Source organism: Pseudomonas sp. F9001, assembly GCF_013385435.1.
Lineage (GTDB): Bacteria > Pseudomonadota > Gammaproteobacteria > Pseudomonadales > Pseudomonadaceae > Aquipseudomonas.
Genome location: NZ_JACAPX010000030.1, coordinates 1 through 17,231, shown reverse-complemented (window position 1 = coordinate 17,231; position 17,231 = coordinate 1). Strand labels below are relative to the sequence as shown.

Below are 17,231 nucleotides of genomic sequence, written 5' to 3'. Positions count from 1 at the left end.
TTGGAGCGTGGGTAACCCGGCAGGACGCCGGGTTAGCCGTCCTGGGCCAAGGATGGCCCATGACGGCGGCCCACGGTCCAAAGCCGGAGTGAGGGCACACCGAGCCTAAGCGAGGTGCCGAGTGGTGGGGCAAGAGCGTTTTGCTTACTTTTGCGCTGTTCAAAAGTGAGCCGCTGTAAGAGCGGAACCAATTTAAGCCATCACCCAAATAACGGATATTCACCCCCAAAGCCTACCGCTCAATCGACCGACTCCACCGCGCATTCCACTCGGGCCGTGCCTGGTTCACCTGATCCCAGTCAATCGAAATCGCCGTCTGCAAATAACTGTTCATTGCCTCCACCCGAGCCCGAGTCTTATCCGTGGTCGGCGTCGTAGGATTCGAAGGAATCTGATCCCCCAGTTCCAAAGCCGGCGCCTGAGCCTCTGCGGTCAACAAGAACTGCGCCAGTTTTTGCGCCAACTCCGGCTGGTCATTCCGCGCAATCACACACTCCGCCACGTTCAACACCACCGCGCCTTCTTTCGGCTGCGCATACTCCATCGGCACACCCAACAACTGTTGCGTGGTCACCTGCGTCGGCGTCAGCGGAAAGATCGCCGCCTCATCCGTCTGCACCATCTCGGAAATCTTCGCCGAGCTGGCGATGTACTCCAGCACGTTGGGCCCGACGGTTTTCGGCCAGGCCTTGAACCCCGGCTCCACGTTGGTCTCGCTACCCCCCTGAATCCGGTTGAACATGAGGAACCCGTGCAACCCAAATGTGGACGAGGCCAACGACTGGAACACCACCTTGTCCTTGAAGCGCGGGTCGGCCAGGTCCATCCACGACGTCGGCGGCGCCCAGCCCTTTTCCTTGAACATCTTGGCGTTGTAACCCAACCCGGTCACCCCGAGCGTCACCGCAACCGCTTCTTCCTTGATCTTCGCCTTGGCCGGAATCTGATCCAGGGTCGGATTGGGCGTGAGCTTCTCGCACAACCCCATGGAAATCGCGCGGTACATGATGCCGTCGTCGAGGAACATCACGTGCATCTGCGGGTTGTCCTTATTGGCCTGCACCTTGGCCAGGATATCCGACGAGGTGCCCGGCACGATCACCACCTTGACGTTGTTGGCCTTTTCGAACGCGGGCAGCACCTTGTCGGCGTAGACCCGCTCCATGGTGCCGCCGTTCATGCCCAGGTACAGCGTCGGTGCGGCGTGGGCCGCCGTGCTCAACAGGGCGAGGGACAGGCAAGACAGCGCAGTACGTTTGATCATGTGCATGAATCTTCCTCTCAGGCTTGGAAACGACGGATGGAAAATGCTTCGATGGGCTGCCGGCTGGCCCCCGTGCAGACGATCTCTGCCAGGGCTTCACCGACCGCAGGGCCGAGCTGGAACCCGGCGCCGGCAAAGCCGAAACCGTGGAGCAGGCCGGGTTGGGTGCTGCTGTCGCCGATCACCGGTTCGTGGTCGGGCAGATAACCTTCGGTGCCGCTCCAGGTACGGATCGCCTGGGCACCCTTGAGGAACGGGTACAACTCGCCGGCATTGCGCAGAATCTCCAGCACCGCCGCTTGCCCCGGGCGGGCTTGTTGCGGGCCCAGGGCAAAGCCGCGCCCGCCACCGAGGATGCAATTGCCCCGGGCGACTTGCCGCGCATAAATCCCGCCGCCTTCCACCCCGGTGCTCACGTCCATCACCACCGGCAACGGCTCGGTCACCAGCATCGCCGGGTGCGCCGAGGTCATCGGCACCGGCTCGCCAAAGTACGCGGCCACGGTGCCGGCCCAGGCGCCGGCGCAGTTCAGCAGCCAGGGGGCTTGCAGCTGCAGCCCATTGGCACAGCGCAACTGAAACCGCTGGCCGTCATGTTCAAGATGGGTGACTTCGGTTTGCTCCATCACCCGAGCACCGTGGCGTTGCGCTGCGCGGGAAAAGGCGGGGGAGACCAGGCGCGGATTGGCGTGGCCGTCTTCGGGGCATAACGACGCGCCGACTGCCACATCACCCACCCACGGGAACCGGGCGCGCAGTTGAGCGTGGTCGAGCATTTGCAGGCCCAGGCCAAAGCCACGTGTAGCGTCGGCGTAAGCCTGCAGAGCCGCCAGATCGTCATGACTGCGGGCCAGTTTCAAATGCCCGGAGCGCACGTATTCGCCGTCGATGCCAATCAGCCCCGGCAAGTCGGACCATAGCTTATGGGCACGCTGCGATAGCGGCAGTTGGTGCAATGGCCGCCCCTGGCGCCGCACGCCGCCATAGTTCACACCACTGGAGTGCGAGCCACAAAAGTCCCGCTCCAGCAGCACCACGCGGCGACCTTTTTGCGCCAGCATCAACGCCGCCGAGGCCCCGACAATCCCGCCACCCAACACGATCACTTCACTGTCGATCATGGCTGCGCCTCCACGCCAAACGGCAAGGGTTTGATCGGTGCCTGGCCACGCAGGCGGCCAACGTTTTCAATCTCGCGGCCACTGCGCTGGGCAACGATTTCCGCCGCCGCCAGCCCGCACATCCGGCCCTGGCAGCGGCCCATGCCAACCCGGCAATGGGCCTTGACCCGGTTCACTTCCCAGTGGCCTTCGTCCACCACCGCGCGTACTTCGCCGACGCTGACTTCTTCACAGCGGCACAGGATCAGTTCGTCCGGAGCTTTAGCGGCCCAGTTTTCCGGGAAGGGGAAGGCGGTTTCCAGGCCGTGGCGAAAGCGCTGGATACCTGCCAGTTGTTGTTCCAGCACGGGGCCGCGACGGTGGTCGATGGCAACACCGCTGTCTTCGAGCAAGGCCAATGCCGCTCGCTCGCCGGCCATTTGCGCCGCATCGGCGCCCATGATTCCTGCACCGTCGCCAGCCAGATACACCCCCGCGACACTGCTACGCCCGGCCGCATCTCGCTGGGGCAACCAGGCGCGGTTCAATGCATTCCAGGCAAATTCACAGCCGAGTAAATCCGCCAGTTGAGTCTCGCTGCGCAGGGCATGGGCGAAGGCCACGGCATCACAGGCGATTTCCTGCTGGTCCCAGTGGATGCCCGTCACTCGTTGCTCGCCGTTGATGTGCGACAGCGTTGCCCCTTGATGCACCGGGATGCCGTGGGCCGTGAGCCAGGCGCGGTAGTACAAACCCTTGGCCAGGGTCGCCGGCTGGCCGAGCAATGCCGGCAGGGCGCGGCATTGGGCGCTGAACGGCGCGCTGTCGAGCACCGCCACCACCCTGGCCCCGGCCTTGGCGTACTGATACGCCACCAGGTACAGCAACGGCCCGCTGCCGCAAAACGCGACGCGCTCACCGATGGCGCAGCCTTGATACTTCAGCGCGATTTGCGCCGCGCCCAGGCTGTACACACCGGGCAGCGTCCAGCCCGGCACGGGCAGGATGCGGTCGGTGGCGCCCGTGGCGACGATGATCTGCGCGTATTCGATGCTTTCGGCGTGGCCGTTGTTGAGCATGTCCAGGCGGCCATTTTCCGCATTCCACACCAGGGTTTCCGGCCGGTAGTCGATCCGGGTGGCCAGCTCATCCATGGTGCGATGCAGCGCTGTCGCCTTGCCCGCTTCAAACCCATACAGCTGCTTGGCCGAGCGCTGGAAGTTCGCCGGCTGGCGCCGATAGATCTGGCCGCCACCGCGCAGGCTCTCGTCCACCAACACCGGGGTTACGCCATGGTCCAGCAAGGTCCGGGCTGCGGTAATGCCCGCCGGGCCTGCGCCCACTATCACCACGGTCTTCATGCCTGGCGCCCCGGGTCACGGCGAATCGCCTGGCCGTCTTCCAGCAAGGTCGAACAGGCGCGCACTCGCCGACCATCTTCCAGGCGTACCCAGCAATCCTGGCAAGCTCCCATCAGGCAGAAACCGGCGCGGCGTTCGGCGCTGAAATCACTGCCCCGCAGGTGCTCGGCGCAGGTCAGTACGGCAGTCAGCAAGGTGTCCCCGAGCAGGCCCGTGGCAGGCTGCCCATCGAGGGTGAACGCCAGGCTGGGCCGCTCGGTTTCCGCCAGTCGTTTGAACAGTGCCATCAATGTTTCCCTACCAACACGCGATCCAGGCCGTAGACCCGGTCCAGCAGAATCATTGCCGCCGCCGTCAACCCGATCACCAGCGCCGACACGGCCGCCATCATCGGGTCGATGGATTCGGTGGCGTACACGTACATGCGCACCGGCAAGGTCTGGGTGGCCGGCGAGCTGACAAAGATCGACAGGGTCACTTCATCGAAACTGTTGATGAACGCCAGCAACCAGCCGCCGGCCACGCCGGGCAGAATCATCGGCAAGGTGATCTGGCGAAACAGGGTGAAGCGGCTGGCGCCGAGGGATTCGGCAGCCTGCTCGGCGCTGCGGTCAATGCCGATGGCGGCCGCCAATACCAGGCGCAATACGTAAGGCGTGATGATCACCACGTGGGCCAGCATCAACCAGGTGAAGCTGCCGTTGACGCCCATCATTGCGAACAGCCGCAGCATCGCCACCCCCAGCACCAGGTGCGGGATGATGATCGGCGAGAGGAACAGCGCACTGAAGAAGTTACGGCCGGGGAACTGGTAGCGACTGATTGCCAGCGCCGCCGGCACCGCGATCAACGTCGCCAGGGTGGCGGCAACGAACGCCAGGACCAGGCTGTTGTAGAACGCCTGGATAAAGTCCGCGCGCTCGAACACCGCATGAAACCAGCGCAGGGAGAAGCCCGAAGTGGGCAGGCTCAAGGTGTTTTCCGGGGTGAAGGCCACGAGGCACACCACCACCAGCGGCGCCATCATGAACAGCACCACCAGGCCGTGAAAGCCAAGGGCCAAAGGACCGTTTCTGGACATCGTCTTATACTCCCAGGGACTTTTTGTAGCGGCCTTCGACCATGCGGTTCCAGCTCAGCATGATCAGCAAGTTGACCAACAGCAGCACCACCGCGATGGTCGCGCCCATGGGCCAGTTGAGTTCCGAGAGGTATTGGTCGTAGACCACCGTGGCGACCATCTTCAGGCGGCGTCCGCCCAGCAGGCCGGGGATCGCGAAGGAGCTGGCAGCCAGGCCGAACACGATCAGGGTGCCGGACAGCACGCCGGGCATCACCTGCGGCAACACGATCTTGCGCATCACCGTGGCCTGGCTGGCACCCAAGGACAGCGCCGCCTGTTCCGCCGACGGGTCGAGCTTCTGCAGGGAGGTCCACACCGGGATGATCATGAACGGCAGCATCACGTGCACCAGTGCGATGATCACGGCGAACGAGGTGTACAGCAGCTTCACCGGCTTGCCGCCCAGGGCCTGGATCACCTGGTTCACCAGGCCATCGGCACCCAGCAGCAGGCTCCAGCCGAAGGCCCGCACCACCACCGAAATCAGCAGCGGGGTGAGGATCAGGATCAGGAAGATCGAGCGCCATGGCGTGCCCATGCGGCTGAGGATGTAGGCCTCGGGCACGCCGATCACCACACACAGCAAGGTCACCAGGGCACTGATCCAGAAGGTGCGCCAGAAGATTTCGTAGAAGTACGAATCGCTGAACAGCGACAGGTAGTGGGCGAAGGTCCACTCATCGGCCTTCACCCCAACCTGATAGTCGAACACGTTGAACGACAGCACCAGTGTCAGGCCCAGGGGCAGGATCAGCAGCCCGAAAAACAACACCAGCGCCGGCAACGACAACAGGTAGCCACGGCTCATGCGCGCACCTCATCCGCGGCCAGCACCCGCAACAGGTTCGACTCCCAGTCCAGTCCCACTGCAGCGCCGCAAGCCAATGGCGCGCTGCCGTCGTTGCGACGGACCACGGTCAGCTCGCCGATCTCGGTCTTGATGCGATACAGCCATTGGCTGCCGAAGAAGTAGCTGTCGAGGATCCGGCCTTGCAGCCGGCCCTTGCTGGCCGCCACCAGGTCGATCTTTTCCGGGCGCAGGCTCAGGGTCAGTTCGCCGTTGCCGGGCTCGAAGCGCACTTGCGGCGCGCCGAGTTGATCGAAGTCGCCCGCCAGCAGGTTGGCCTTGCCGACAAAATCCGAGATGAAGCGTGTGCGCGGGTGTTCATAGAGTTTGTACGGCGCGTCGATCTGCGTCACGCGCCCGGCCTGCATCACTACTACCCGGTCGCTGATGGACAGCGCCTCGGCCTGGTCGTGGGTGACCATCAGGGTGGTGATCCCGACTTCACACTGGATGCGACGGATCTCGAACTGCATCTCTTCGCGCAGGTTGGCGTCGAGGTTGGAGAGGGGCTCGTCCAGCAGCAACACCGGCGGCTCGATCACCAGGGCGCGGGCCAGGGCCACGCGCTGGCGCTGGCCGCCGGACAGTTCCCGCGGGTAGCGCTCGGCGTGTGGCGCCAGGCGCACCAGTTCCAGCACAGTCTTGACTCTGCTTGCGATCTCAGTGGCAGGCACCTTGCGCATCTTCAGGCCGAAGGCGACGTTGTCGCGCACGCTCATGTGGGGGAACAGCGCATAGCTCTGGAACACCACGCCGAGGCCGCGGCTGGCGGGTTTGGCATGGGTGATGTCGCGACCGTCGAGGACGATCTGGCCACCGGTGACGTCGACGAAGCCGGCGATCATTTGCAAGGTGGTGGTCTTGCCGCAGCCCGAGGGGCCAAGCAGGGACACGAATTCGCCTTTTTCCACCGCAAGATCAGTGGCGACCACCGCGTCGACGGCGCCGTAGCGTTTGCTCAAGGCGTTGAGTTGGAGAAAAGCCATGTCTGCGTTCCACCTTTTTGAGTCGCGTCGAAACGCGCTTTTTTGTTTTGGGCAGATGCGAAAAGGGTGTTGCGGGTGCGTTGGCGCTCGATCTTGAGTCGGCTGCCGTTAGTTGTTCATTTCGCCCCTGTGGACGCAGATTAGGGCGAAAGACTAGGATGGCGGAAGATGGAATTTCACTGGATAGAGTACTTTTTTCAGTTTCATTCACTGACCAGAATTTAGTGTGAGATATCGGCTTATGGATTCCACTGAGCGGAATGAAAGTGTCAAGGAAGTCGGCGCCGGTGGCGTCTCCCGGTTGTTTGCATTACTGCGCATCCTCGGCGCGGCGCCGGACGGTGGTGAACGGGTGACGCAACTGGCGCAGCAGGTGGGGCTGTCGCAACCCACCACCCACCGACTGCTGCGCAGCCTGATGGACGAGGGCATGGTGGAGCAGGATGCGCGCAGCAAGCGCTATCGGCTGAGCCTGGAGTTCTTCGCACTGGCGGCGAATGCGGGCAACACCGGCAACCTGCGGGACCTGGTGCGGCCGAGCATGTTGCGCCTCAGTGCGTCGTTGGGGGATTCATTGTTCCTGCTGGCGCGCAGCGGGTTTGATGCGATCTGCCTGGACCGCAGTGAGGGGCCGTATCCGATCCGTACCTTTACCGGTGATATCGGCGGCCGCGTGGCGCTGGGCGTGGGGCAGGGCAGCCTGGCGATTTTGGCGTTTTTGCCGGAGGAAGAGCGCGAGACGGTGATCCGCTACAACTTGCCGCGGCTCAAGGATTTTCACCTGTACGACGAGGTGTTTTTGCGTTCGGAGGTGGAGAGTGTGCGGCGGTTGGGGTATGCGGCGCGCAATACCGGGGTGCTGGAAGGCATGGCCGGGTTGGCGGTGCCGATCCTGGATCGCAATGGGCATGCGGTGGCGGCGTTGAGTGTGGCGACCATCAGCGACCGGCTGGGGCCGGGGCGGTTGCCGACGGTGGTGGAGTTGTTGAAGCGCGAGGCGGCGGCGATCGGGCCGAAGATCAACCCGTTTGATCCGACGTTGCGCCGGCCTTCGCAGATCTTCGGTGGGTAGCAGTTATCAGCCACAACAGAGATCAAATGTGGGAGCTGGCTTGCCTGCGATAGCGGTGGGTCAGCCAACCTTTTTGTCACTGATAGACCGCCATCGCAGGCAAGCCAGCTCCCACATTAGATTGTCGCCATGGTTTGGGAGCGCACCGGACTCATCGCCGCCATCGCCACCGAAGTCGCCGCCGTGCGCGTCTCCACTCCCAGCTTCACATACACATGCTCCAGATGCTTGTTCACCGTCCTCGGACTCAACCCAAGAATGTCGCCAATATCCCGATTGGTCTTGCCACACGCCACCCAACGCAGCACTTCCACCTCCCGCTCCGTCAGTTGAAACCGCGCCGACAATAGCTTGTGCGCCGGCTCATCCTCCAGGGTGATCACGCTCGGCTGTGTCGCCGCACGCGCCGACAGCAAAATCCGCGACGTACGCAAATGCGCCGCCACCCGCGCCAGCACTTCATCCGTCTGGATCGGCTTGGTCACGTAGTCACTCCCGCCCACCTCGAACCCCTGCACCACATGCTTGCTGTCGGTGAGCCCGGTCATGAACACCACCGGAATATCCGCGCTGGCCGGTTGCGCCTTGAGCCGGCGGCAGGTTTCAAATCCGTCCAACCCGGGCATCACCGCGTCCAGCAGGATCAAATCCGGGCGTCGGCGTTGCACGCGGTTCAGCGCGCTGAGGCCGTCCAGCGCCACCAGCACCATGTAGCCGGCGTCGTCCAGGGCGTCGGAGAGCATGGCCAGGTTGTCCGGGGTGTCGTCGACAATCAGCACCACGCCGGGCTCAGCGCTGTGGGTCAAGGCATTCATCTTCGGCCTCCTTCAGGATGCGGTTGAGTTCTTCCAGGCGAAAACTTTTCAGCAAGGCCCGGAGCTTGTTGATGAACGGTGCGGTACCTGGGCTGTCCAGCACGATGGCGTCGAGCTTTTCATGCAAACCACGCACATAGCCAATGGCGCTCAGTTCGGCGAGCACCGCGAGTTCTTCTGCGCTGGGTAGCGCGCCTTGGGTCGCGACCGGCGCGGCGAGCGGTGTGCGACGGCGCAGCCATTGCAAGTCCAGGTGCAGTTGCAGGCGCCCGAGCAATTCAGGGGTACGCACCGGCTTGGCCAGGTAGTCGTTGCAGGCACCGGCGATGCTGCGTTCGCGGTCGTCGGTGAAGGCGTTGGCGGAGATGATGATTATCGGCGCGGTGGACAACGCGTTACGCCGGATCAGCCTGCTGGTGGCCCAGCCGTCCATGGTCGGCATCGACAGGTCCATCAGGATCAGGTCCGGCGACAGCAGCGCCACCTGGCGGATCGCCTCCTGGCCATTGCTGGCCTGGGACACCTCGAAGCCCAGGGGCGTGAGCATGCCGCTGAGCACCTTGCGATGGTCCACGTGGTCATCCACCACCAGGATGCGCCGTCGTTCGCCGTGGTAACCGATGATGTCGTGCTCCACATGCACCACGGCTTGCGGCACGCGGACCTGGGACAGGAACAGCCGTACCTGGAAGCAGGTGCCCTTGTCCAGCTCGCTGACCACCCGCAATTCGCCGCCCATCAGCGAGGTCAGCATGCGTGTGATGGTCAGGCCCAGACCCACGCCCTTGTCCTGGCGCATCAGGTCGCCGCGTTCGAACGGCTGGAAAATCCGCTCGATCTGTTCGGGGTCAATCCCGATGCCGGTGTCGATGATCTCGAAGTTGGCGGTCTCGCGCATGTAGCTGACCCGCAGGCGCACCTCGCCGCTGTCGGTAAAGTTGATCGCGTTGCCCAGCAGGTTGATCAGGATCTGCCGCACGCGTTTTTCATCGCCGCGCACTACGGCGGGGATCTTGCCCACGCAGTCCAGGCGAAAGCGCAGGCCCTTGTCTTCGGCCTGGGGGGTGAACATCTGCTCCAGGTCGTGGATCAGTTCCGGGAAGGGGATTTCGGTGAGCTCCAGGCGCAGCTTGCCGGCCTCGATCTTGGCCACGTCCAGCAGGCCGTCGATCAGCGACAGCAGGTGCGAGCCGCTGCGCAGGATGGTCGCCAGGGCATCCTGATGCTGTTCGGGCATGGCACTGTCGCGCTGCAGAATCTGGGTGAAGCCGAGGATGCTGTTGAGCGGCGTGCGCAGCTCGTGGGACAGCCCGGTGACGTAGCGACTCTTGGCCGCGTTCGCTGCTTCCGAGGCTTCCTTGGCCTGTTGCAGGGCCTGGTCGGTGAGGCTGTGGGCGGCGATCTCCTGCATCAGCAGCGAGGTTTGCCGGTCGGATTCTTCCTGGGCCACCCGCCGGCTTTCGCGGGTGAGTACTACCCACCAGGCGAGTACGGCGGCCAGCACCGAGAGCGTGAGGAACGCCTTGAAAAACGCCTGGTACAAGGTTTGCGAATGGGGCAAACCCTGGGCCGCCTGCATGTAGATCAGCGCCAGGGCCCCGGCGAGCATCAGCACCAGCGCCATCAACAATCCGAGGTAATGCGCCAGCCGCGTATGCAGGCGCGGTACCAACGTCGTCGGCAGCAACCAGCGCAACACCCCTTCGAACTGGCTGGCCAGGCGTGCGTGGGGTTTGCAACGGTCGCCGCAACGCGCATCCAGTGAGCAACAGAGCGAGCAGATCGGCGTGCTGTAGGCCGGGCAGAACGCCATGTCGGCGGTCTCGAACGGGTTGCTGCACAGCCCGCAGATCACCAGGCCGGTGCCGGGTTGCGGGTGAATCAATTGCGCCTCGCTGCTGCGCGCAATGTAGTAGCGGCCCTTGGTCAGCCACGCCAATAGCGGCGCCATGATTAACGCGGTGCCCAGCGCGACAAACGGTGGCGCAGCCTGGGCCAGGGCGCCGAACAGGCCGAAGTGGGCGAGAATCGACAGCAGCGAGGCAATCAGCATCGAGCCGACGCCCACCGGGTTGATGTCGTAGAGGTGCGCACGCTTGAATTCGATGTGCTTGGGTGACAGGCCCAGGGGCTTGTTGATTACCAGGTCCGCTACCAGCGTGCCGATCCAGGCAATCGCGATATTCGCGTAGAGCCCCAGCACCTGCTCGATCACATCGAACACGCCGAGCTCCATCAGCATCAGCGCAATGGCGACGTTGAACACCAGCCACACCACGCGGCCGGGGTGGCTGTGGGTCACGCGGGCAAAGAAGTTCGACCAGGCCAGGGAGCCGGCGTAGGCGTTGGTCAGGTTGATCTTCATCTGCGAGATGAACACGAACAGCACCATCGCCCCCAGCGCCCATTCGGGAGAGGAGAACACATAGCCGAACGCGACGAGGTACATCTGGGTTGGCTCGGCGGCGCGCTCCATGGGGATTTCATGTTGCAGGGCGAGGAACGCCAGGAACGCCCCGGCGAACATTTTCAACGCCCCCGGCACGATCCAGCCGGGCCCGGCGCATAACAGCGCGGCCCACCAGCGCTTGCGGTTGGCGCTGGTTTTTTCCGGAAGGAAGCGCAGGTAGTCCACCTGTTCGCCGATCTGCGTGACCAGCGACAGCGCCACGGTGCAGGCGGCGCAGAACGACAGCAGATTGAAGTCGCCACCGTCGCTGCTGCGGCCGACAAAGCTGGTCCAGTCGCTGAAGGCCTCGGGGTTCTTCCACAACACGAAGCCATAGGGCAGCACCAGCAGCACCAGCCACAGCGGTTGCGTCCACAATTGCAGGCGGCTGATCAGCGTTACGCCGTAGGCCACCAGCGGGATCACCAGCAGTGAACAGATGACATAGGCGATGGCCAGCGGGATATGGAAATACAACTCCAGGGCAAGGGCCATGATCGCCGCTTCCAGGGCGAAGAACAGGAAGGTGAAACTGGCGTAGATCAGCGAGGTGATGGTGGAGCCGATGTAACCGAAGCCCGCGCCGCGGGTCAGCAGGTCCATGTCTACGCCATAGCGGGCGGCGTAGTAGCTGATGGGCAGGCCGGTGAGAAAGATCACCAGGCTGATGGCGAGGATCGCCCAGAAGGTGTTGGTAAAGCCGTAGCTCAAGGCCAATACGCCGCCGATGGCCTCCAGCGCCAGGAACGACACCGCGCCCAAGGCGGTGTTGGCGATGCGCAGTTCCGACCATTTGCGGAAGGACTTCGGGGTGTAGCGCAGGGCGTAGTCTTCCATGGTCTCGTCGGCGACCCAGGAGTTGTAGTCGCGGCGGATCTTGACGATGCGCTGGGTGCCGGGGAGGGGGTGCACGGTGGGGAACTCCTGCAAGGATGGGGAGATGGCAGCAATATTCGTGCCCCAGTCCTGCGGGGTGCGCTCTTCGTGGCGAGGGAGCTTGCTCCCGTTGGACTGCGAAGCAGGCCCAGCAAGACCACTTCATTTTTCCAGGCAGAACCGGGTCGCCGGTTTTGGCGCCGCTGCGCAGCCCAACGGGAGCAAGCTCCCTCGCCACAGGGGTTTCCTTTCCCAAGGCGGGCGGGATCCTGCTCGAAAATGGTGCGCAACGGCATACGTCAAATGACGTACCCCGTTACGTCAGGCTGCGTATACCCGCCGTGGCCACCTGCCGCCATGCTGAACCCCTCATTGCAGAGGAGTCGCCCCATGGAATCACGATTGATCCGCTCCAAACCGTTGTTGGCCTTATCACTGCTGGCGGCGAGTCTGTTCAGCCATGGCGTCATGGCCGACAACGAAGGCCTGGCGGTGACGCCCACCGAAGTCACCGTCGGCCAGTTGCACTCGGCCACCGGCACCATGGCGATTTCCGAAACCGGTTCGATCCAGGCCGAACGCCTGGCCATCGAGCAGATCAACGCCTCGGGCGGGATCCTCGGGCGGCAGATCAAGGTGATCCAGGAAGACGGCGCGTCCGACTGGCCGACCTTCGCCGAAAAGGCCAAGAAACTGCTGGTGAACGACAAGGTGGCTGCAGTGTTCGGCTGCTGGACCTCCGCTTCACGTAAAGCCGTATTGCCGATCTTCGAGAAAGAAAACGGCCTGCTCTACTACCCGACCTTCTATGAAGGCCTGGAACAGTCGAAAAACGTGATCTACACCGGCCAGGAAGCGACCCAGCAAATCCTTGCCAGCCTCGACTGGATCGCCAAGACCAAGGGCGCCAAAACCTTCTACCTGGTGGGCTCGGACTACATCTGGCCGCGCACCTCGATGAAGATCGCGCGCAAGCACATTGAAAACGTCCTGCACGGCACCGTGGTCGGCGAAGACTACTACCCGCTGGGCAACACCCAGTTCGGTTCGCTGATCAACAAGGTCAAGCTGAAAAAGCCTGACGTGGTGTTTGCGGCCGTGGTGGGCGGCTCCAACGTGGCCTTCTACAAACAGCTCAACGCAGCGGGCGTGAATGCGTCCAAGCAAACCCTGTTGACCCTGTCGGTGACCGAAGACGAACTGCTGGGCATCGGCGGCGAAAACATGGCCGGCTTCTATGCCTCGATGAAGTACTTCCAGAGCCTCGACAACCCGAACAACAAAGCCTTCGTGGAAGCGTTCAAGGCCAAGTACGGCAAGGACGCAGTGATTGGCGACGTGACCCAGGCGGCCTACCTCGGCCCCTGGTTGTGGAAAGCGGCGGTGGAGAAGGCCGGCAGTTTCGACGTGGATAAAGTCGTCGCCGCATCGCCTGGCATCGAGTTGAAAAACGCGCCGGAAGGCTATGTGAAGATCCACGAAAACCATCACCTGTGGAGCAAGTCGCGCATCGGCGAAGTGCAGCCCAATGGCCAGTTCAAGGTGATCTACGAGTCGGATCTGATCGAGCCGAATCCGTTTCCGAAAGGCTATCAATAACCTTTGACGTGTAAACCCGGCTTCTGTGGGAGCCGGGCTTGCCCGCGATGCAGGCGACTCGGTCTTTCAGTGACACCGAGGTGATTCCATCGCAGGCAAGCCAGCTCCCACATAAAAAAGCAAAAGCAGATTGCATTTCAACCTCCCGCTCAGGAGACCATCATCATGGAATGGCTATCGGAATTTGGAGCCATCGCGGCGATGCAGGGGTTCAACGGCTTGTCCGTGTTCTGCGTGCTGTTGCTGATGGCATTGGGACTGGCAATCATCTTCGGCCAGATGGGCGTGATCAACATGGCCCACGGTGAGTTCCTGACCATTGGCGCCTACACCACCTACGTCTGTTCAAGCCTTACCGCGCATTTCGCGCCAAGCTTTCAGCCGTACTACTTTTTCGTTGCCATTGCCCTCTCATTCCTCGTTGCCGGCGCCGTGGGCTGGCTGGTGGAATGGGCGATGATCAGCCGCTTGTACAAGCGGCCCCTGGACACTTTGCTCGCCACCTGGGGTTTGTCCCTGGTGATGCAGCAAACCTTCCGCTCGGTGTTCGGCGCCCGTGAAGTGAGCGCCGAACCGCCGGCCTGGCTGATGGGTTCGGTGAACCTCAGCGATGCCATCGAGATCCCGCGCAACGGCCTGTTCATGATGGGCCTGACCGTGCTGCTGACCGGTGCGATCTTCGTCATGCTCTACCGCTCGCGCTGGGGCTTGCAGGTGCGCGCCACCGTGCAGAACCGCTTGATGAGCCGGGCGGTGGGCATCAACACGCGCAAGGTCGACCGCATGACCTTCGCCCTCGGCTGCGGCGTGGCGGGCGTGGCCGGTGCGGCGTTCACCACCATCGGCTCCACCGGGCCGACTGCCGGTTCGCAGTACATCGTCGACACCTTCCTGGTGGTGGTGTTCGGCGGCGCGCAAAGCCTGTTCGGCACCATTGCCTCGGCGTTCGTGATTGCCCAGACCCAATCGCTGTCGGAGTTTTTCCTCAGTGGCTCGATGGCCAAGGTGCTGACGCTGTCGTCGGTGATCCTGATCCTGATGCTGCGCCCGCAAGGGTTGTTCTCCATCAAAGTGCGCAAGTAGAGGCGAACCGATGAAGGCTCTAGACAAACTGCTGGGCGGCCAGCAAAACCTGATCGGCATCGTGCTGTTGGCGCTGTTGATCCTCGTGGTGTTCCCGCTGACCCTGGACGCCTTCCGGCTGAACATGGTCGGCAAGTACCTGACCTACGCGTTCGTCGCGGTGGGCCTGGTGCTGTGCTGGGGCTATGGCGGGATTCTCAGCCTCGGGCAGGGGGTGTTTTTCGGCGTCGGCGGCTACTGCATGGCGATGTTCCTGAAGCTTGAGGCCTCGGACCCGATCAGCACCAAGATCCAGTCCACCCCGGGCATCCCGGACTTCATGGACTGGAACCAGATCACCGAATTGCCGTGGCTCTGGCAGCCGTTCCACAGCTTCACGTTTACCTTGTTCGCGGTGATTGCGGTGCCGGTGCTGCTGGCGTTCATCATTGGCATGGCGCTGTTCAAGCGGCGGGTGGGCGATGTGTATTTCTCCATCGTCACCCAGGCGATTGCGCTGATCCTCACGGTGCTGATCGTCGGCCAGCAAGGCCTTACCGGTGGTGTCAATGGCATTACTGACCTCAAGACCCTGCTGGGCTGGGACCTGCGCGGTGACGGCGCGAAGATGATCCTGTATTTTATCAACGCCGGGCTGTTGTTCGGCTGCATCTTCATTGGCCGTTTCATCCTCGCCTCGAAGCTGGGCCGGCTGTTGATGGCCATGCGCGACAAGGAAGAGCGGGTACGGTTTTCCGGGTATGACGTGGCCAGCTTCAAGATTTTCGTGTTCTGCGTGGCGGCGGCGTTCTCGGCGATTGGCGGGGCGATGTTTGCCTTGCAGGTGGGCTTTATGTCGCCGTCGTTCGTGGGCATCGTGCCGTCCATCGAGATGGTGATCTTTGCCGCGGTGGGCGGGCGCATGTCGTTGCTGGGCGCGGTGTATGGCGCGTTGCTGGTGAACTATGGCAAGACCTACTTTTCCGAATCCTTCCCCGAGCTGTGGCTATACCTGATGGGCGGGTTGTTTATCGCCGTGGTCATGTACTTCCCCAACGGCCTGGCGGGGTTGTGGGACAGCCATGGTCGCCAGGCCCTGGCCCGGGTGTTGCGGCGCAAGCCGGTGGTCAAGGCCGAACCGGCGAAGATCAAGCCCAAGGCGGAAGCCAAGATCCTGGAGACACAGCCATGACCGCCGTTGGTTTTGAGATGAAAAAACCGGTATTGGCTATCGAAGGCCTCACCGTGTCATTCGATGGCTTCAAGGCTGTCGACAACCTCAACCTGTATATCGACCGCAATGAAGTGCGGGTAGTGATCGGGCCCAACGGCGCCGGCAAAACCACGGTGCTGGATTTGATCTGCGGCAAGACCCGCGCCACCAGTGGCAGCATCCAGTTCGACGGCCAGGAACTGACCAAAATGCGCGAATACAACATCGTGCGCGCCGGGGTAGGGCGCAAGTTCCAGAACCCATCGATCTACGAAAACCTCACGGTGTTTGAAAACCTCGAGATGTCGTATCCGGCCGGGCGCAAGGTGTGGGGTGCGCTGTTTTTCAAGCGTAATGCCCAGGTGATTGCGCGGGTCGAGGAGGTGGCGCGGGAAATCTTCCTCGGCGACTTGTTGCAGCAGCAGGCGGACCTGCTGTCCCACGGGCAAAAGCAGTGGCTGGAGATTGGCATGCTGCTGATGCAAGACCCTGAATTGCTGATGCTCGACGAGCCGGTGGCCGGGATGAGCGTCAACGAGCGGGCGCAAACGGCCGAGTTGCTAAAGCGCATCAGCCAGGGGCGCTCGGTGTTGGTGATCGAGCATGACATGGAGTTCGTCAAGAGCATTGCCCACAAGGTCACGGTTTTGCATCAGGGCAAGGTGCTGGCCGAGGGCAGCATGGAGTCGGTGCAGAGCAATCCGAAAGTCATTGAAGTGTATTTGGGCCACTGAGGAGTCGGGCATGTTCAAGATCGACAAACTGTCGTGTGGGTACGGGCAGAGCCAGATTCTTCACGACCTGGAACTGGATGTGGCGAAGCGTGAGATCGTCGCGGTGATGGGGCGCAACGGGATGGGCAAGACCACGTTGTTCAAGAGCCTGATGGGTATTTTGCCGCAGTGGCAGGGGCAGGTGAGTGTGGATGGGCATGATGTGTCTGCGCTTGAAACCCATGAGCGGGTGGAGCGGGGGATTGCCTATGTGCCGCAGGGGCGGATGATTTTTCCCAGCATGAGTGTGTTGGAGAATATTCAGACTGGGTTGCCGGCGGCGGCCCGGGGCAGGGTGCCTGAGGATTTGTATGCGCTGTTTCCGGTGCTCTATGACATGCGTTCGCGCAAGGGTGGGAATTTGTCTGGGGGGCAGCAACAGCAGTTGGCGATTGCCCGGGCGTTGGCGACGAATCCCAAGGTGTTGTTGCTCGATGAGCCGACTGAGGGGATTCAGCCTTCGATCATCAAGGACATTGCTCGTACGCTTAAGGAGATTCGCAATTTGCGGGATTTGACGATTGTTGTTTCTGAGCAGGTGTTGTCGTTTACTTTGGAAATTGCTGATCGGTTTTTGGTGATTGAGAAGGGGAGGTTTGTGATTGAGGAAACTCGGGATCGGGTGGATGAGGCGACTATCAGTCGGTACTTGTCGGTTTGACCTGGCTGGGTACATATCCGTTATTTGGGT

General features: G+C 62.4%; 15 protein-coding genes. 6 read left to right on the top strand and 9 right to left on the bottom strand.

Annotation, left to right across the window (positions count from 1 at the left end; all coding sequences use genetic code 11):
* Nucleotides 1-232: 232 nt before the first annotated feature.
* The 7 genes from HX818_RS24595 to HX818_RS24565 are packed head-to-tail and all read right to left on the bottom strand — an operon-like array spanning nt 233 to nt 6,681.
* On the bottom strand, nt 233-1,264 hold the full coding sequence (locus HX818_RS24595; RefSeq protein ID WP_003218283.1) for an ABC transporter substrate-binding protein: 1,032 nt from the start codon (nt 1,262-1,264) through the stop codon (nt 233-235).
* A 17-nt stretch (nt 1,265-1,281) separates the two neighbouring features.
* Nucleotides 1,282-2,385 carry an FAD-binding oxidoreductase gene (locus tag HX818_RS24590; protein WP_177020904.1) on the bottom strand — a complete coding sequence of 368 codons (1,104 nt, stop codon included), beginning with the start codon at nt 2,383-2,385 and terminating at the stop codon, nt 1,282-1,284.
* The gene (locus HX818_RS24585) at nt 2,382-3,725 is read right to left on the bottom strand and encodes an NAD(P)/FAD-dependent oxidoreductase (protein ID WP_177020903.1); all 1,344 of its coding nucleotides are present in this window, start codon (nt 3,723-3,725) and stop codon (nt 2,382-2,384) included. The genes HX818_RS24590 and HX818_RS24585 overlap by 4 nt, the downstream gene beginning before the upstream one ends.
* Nucleotides 3,722-4,012: a (2Fe-2S)-binding protein gene (locus HX818_RS24580; RefSeq protein WP_003218277.1), complete on the bottom strand. Its 291-nt coding sequence runs from the start codon at nt 4,010-4,012 to the stop codon at nt 3,722-3,724. The genes HX818_RS24585 and HX818_RS24580 overlap by 4 nt, the downstream gene beginning before the upstream one ends.
* Nucleotides 4,012-4,806, bottom strand: coding sequence for an ABC transporter permease (locus tag HX818_RS24575; protein ID WP_003218275.1), 795 nt, complete (start codon nt 4,804-4,806; stop codon nt 4,012-4,014). The genes HX818_RS24580 and HX818_RS24575 overlap by 1 nt, the downstream gene beginning before the upstream one ends.
* Nucleotides 4,807-4,810: 4 nt before the next feature.
* The gene (locus HX818_RS24570) at nt 4,811-5,656 is read right to left on the bottom strand and encodes an ABC transporter permease (RefSeq protein WP_003218273.1); all 846 of its coding nucleotides are present in this window, start codon (nt 5,654-5,656) and stop codon (nt 4,811-4,813) included.
* The gene (locus HX818_RS24565; RefSeq protein ID WP_008430556.1) at nt 5,653-6,681 is read right to left on the bottom strand and encodes an ABC transporter ATP-binding protein; all 1,029 of its coding nucleotides are present in this window, start codon (nt 6,679-6,681) and stop codon (nt 5,653-5,655) included. The genes HX818_RS24570 and HX818_RS24565 overlap by 4 nt, the downstream gene beginning before the upstream one ends.
* 241 nt (nt 6,682-6,922) lie before the next feature.
* Between HX818_RS24565 and HX818_RS24560 the strand changes: the two genes are divergently transcribed.
* Complete coding sequence (locus HX818_RS24560; RefSeq protein WP_003218269.1) at nt 6,923-7,753, top strand: IclR family transcriptional regulator; 831 nt, start codon at nt 6,923-6,925, stop codon at nt 7,751-7,753.
* Nucleotides 7,754-7,869: 116 nt separating this feature from the next.
* Here the strand turns inward: HX818_RS24560 and HX818_RS24555 are convergent, their stop codons facing one another.
* Both HX818_RS24555 and HX818_RS24550 read right to left on the bottom strand, forming a co-directional pair.
* Complete coding sequence (locus HX818_RS24555) at nt 7,870-8,568, bottom strand: response regulator (RefSeq protein WP_177010125.1); 699 nt, start codon at nt 8,566-8,568, stop codon at nt 7,870-7,872.
* The gene (locus tag HX818_RS24550; protein WP_177020902.1) at nt 8,543-11,929 is read right to left on the bottom strand and encodes an ATP-binding protein; all 3,387 of its coding nucleotides are present in this window, start codon (nt 11,927-11,929) and stop codon (nt 8,543-8,545) included. Before HX818_RS24550 ends, HX818_RS24555 begins: the two co-directional genes overlap by 26 nt.
* A 354-nt stretch (nt 11,930-12,283) precedes the next feature.
* On the opposite strand from HX818_RS24550, the gene urtA reads away from it, so the two are divergent.
* The 5 genes from urtA (at nt 12,284) to urtE (ending at nt 17,201) form a co-directional block, all read left to right on the top strand.
* Nucleotides 12,284-13,492: an urea ABC transporter substrate-binding protein gene (gene urtA, locus HX818_RS24545; protein ID WP_003218263.1), complete on the top strand. Its 1,209-nt coding sequence runs from the start codon at nt 12,284-12,286 to the stop codon at nt 13,490-13,492.
* A gap of 165 nt (nt 13,493-13,657) precedes the next feature.
* Nucleotides 13,658-14,575 carry an urea ABC transporter permease subunit UrtB gene (gene urtB, locus HX818_RS24540; protein WP_177010127.1) on the top strand — a complete coding sequence of 306 codons (918 nt, stop codon included), beginning with the start codon at nt 13,658-13,660 and terminating at the stop codon, nt 14,573-14,575.
* 10 nt (nt 14,576-14,585) lie between these two features.
* A complete protein-coding gene (gene urtC, locus HX818_RS24535) occupies nt 14,586-15,746 on the top strand; it encodes an urea ABC transporter permease subunit UrtC (protein WP_003218260.1) in 1,161 nt (386 codons plus the stop codon).
* Nucleotides 15,743-16,501 (top strand): urea ABC transporter ATP-binding protein UrtD, encoded by a 759-nt coding sequence (urtD, locus tag HX818_RS24530; RefSeq protein WP_003218258.1) that lies wholly within the window; start codon nt 15,743-15,745, stop codon nt 16,499-16,501. Before urtC ends, urtD begins: the two co-directional genes overlap by 4 nt.
* Nucleotides 16,502-16,511: 10 nt before the next feature.
* On the top strand, nt 16,512-17,201 hold the full coding sequence (urtE, locus tag HX818_RS24525; protein ID WP_008430563.1) for an urea ABC transporter ATP-binding subunit UrtE: 690 nt from the start codon (nt 16,512-16,514) through the stop codon (nt 17,199-17,201).
* The last annotated feature ends 30 nt before the right edge of the window (nt 17,202-17,231 follow it).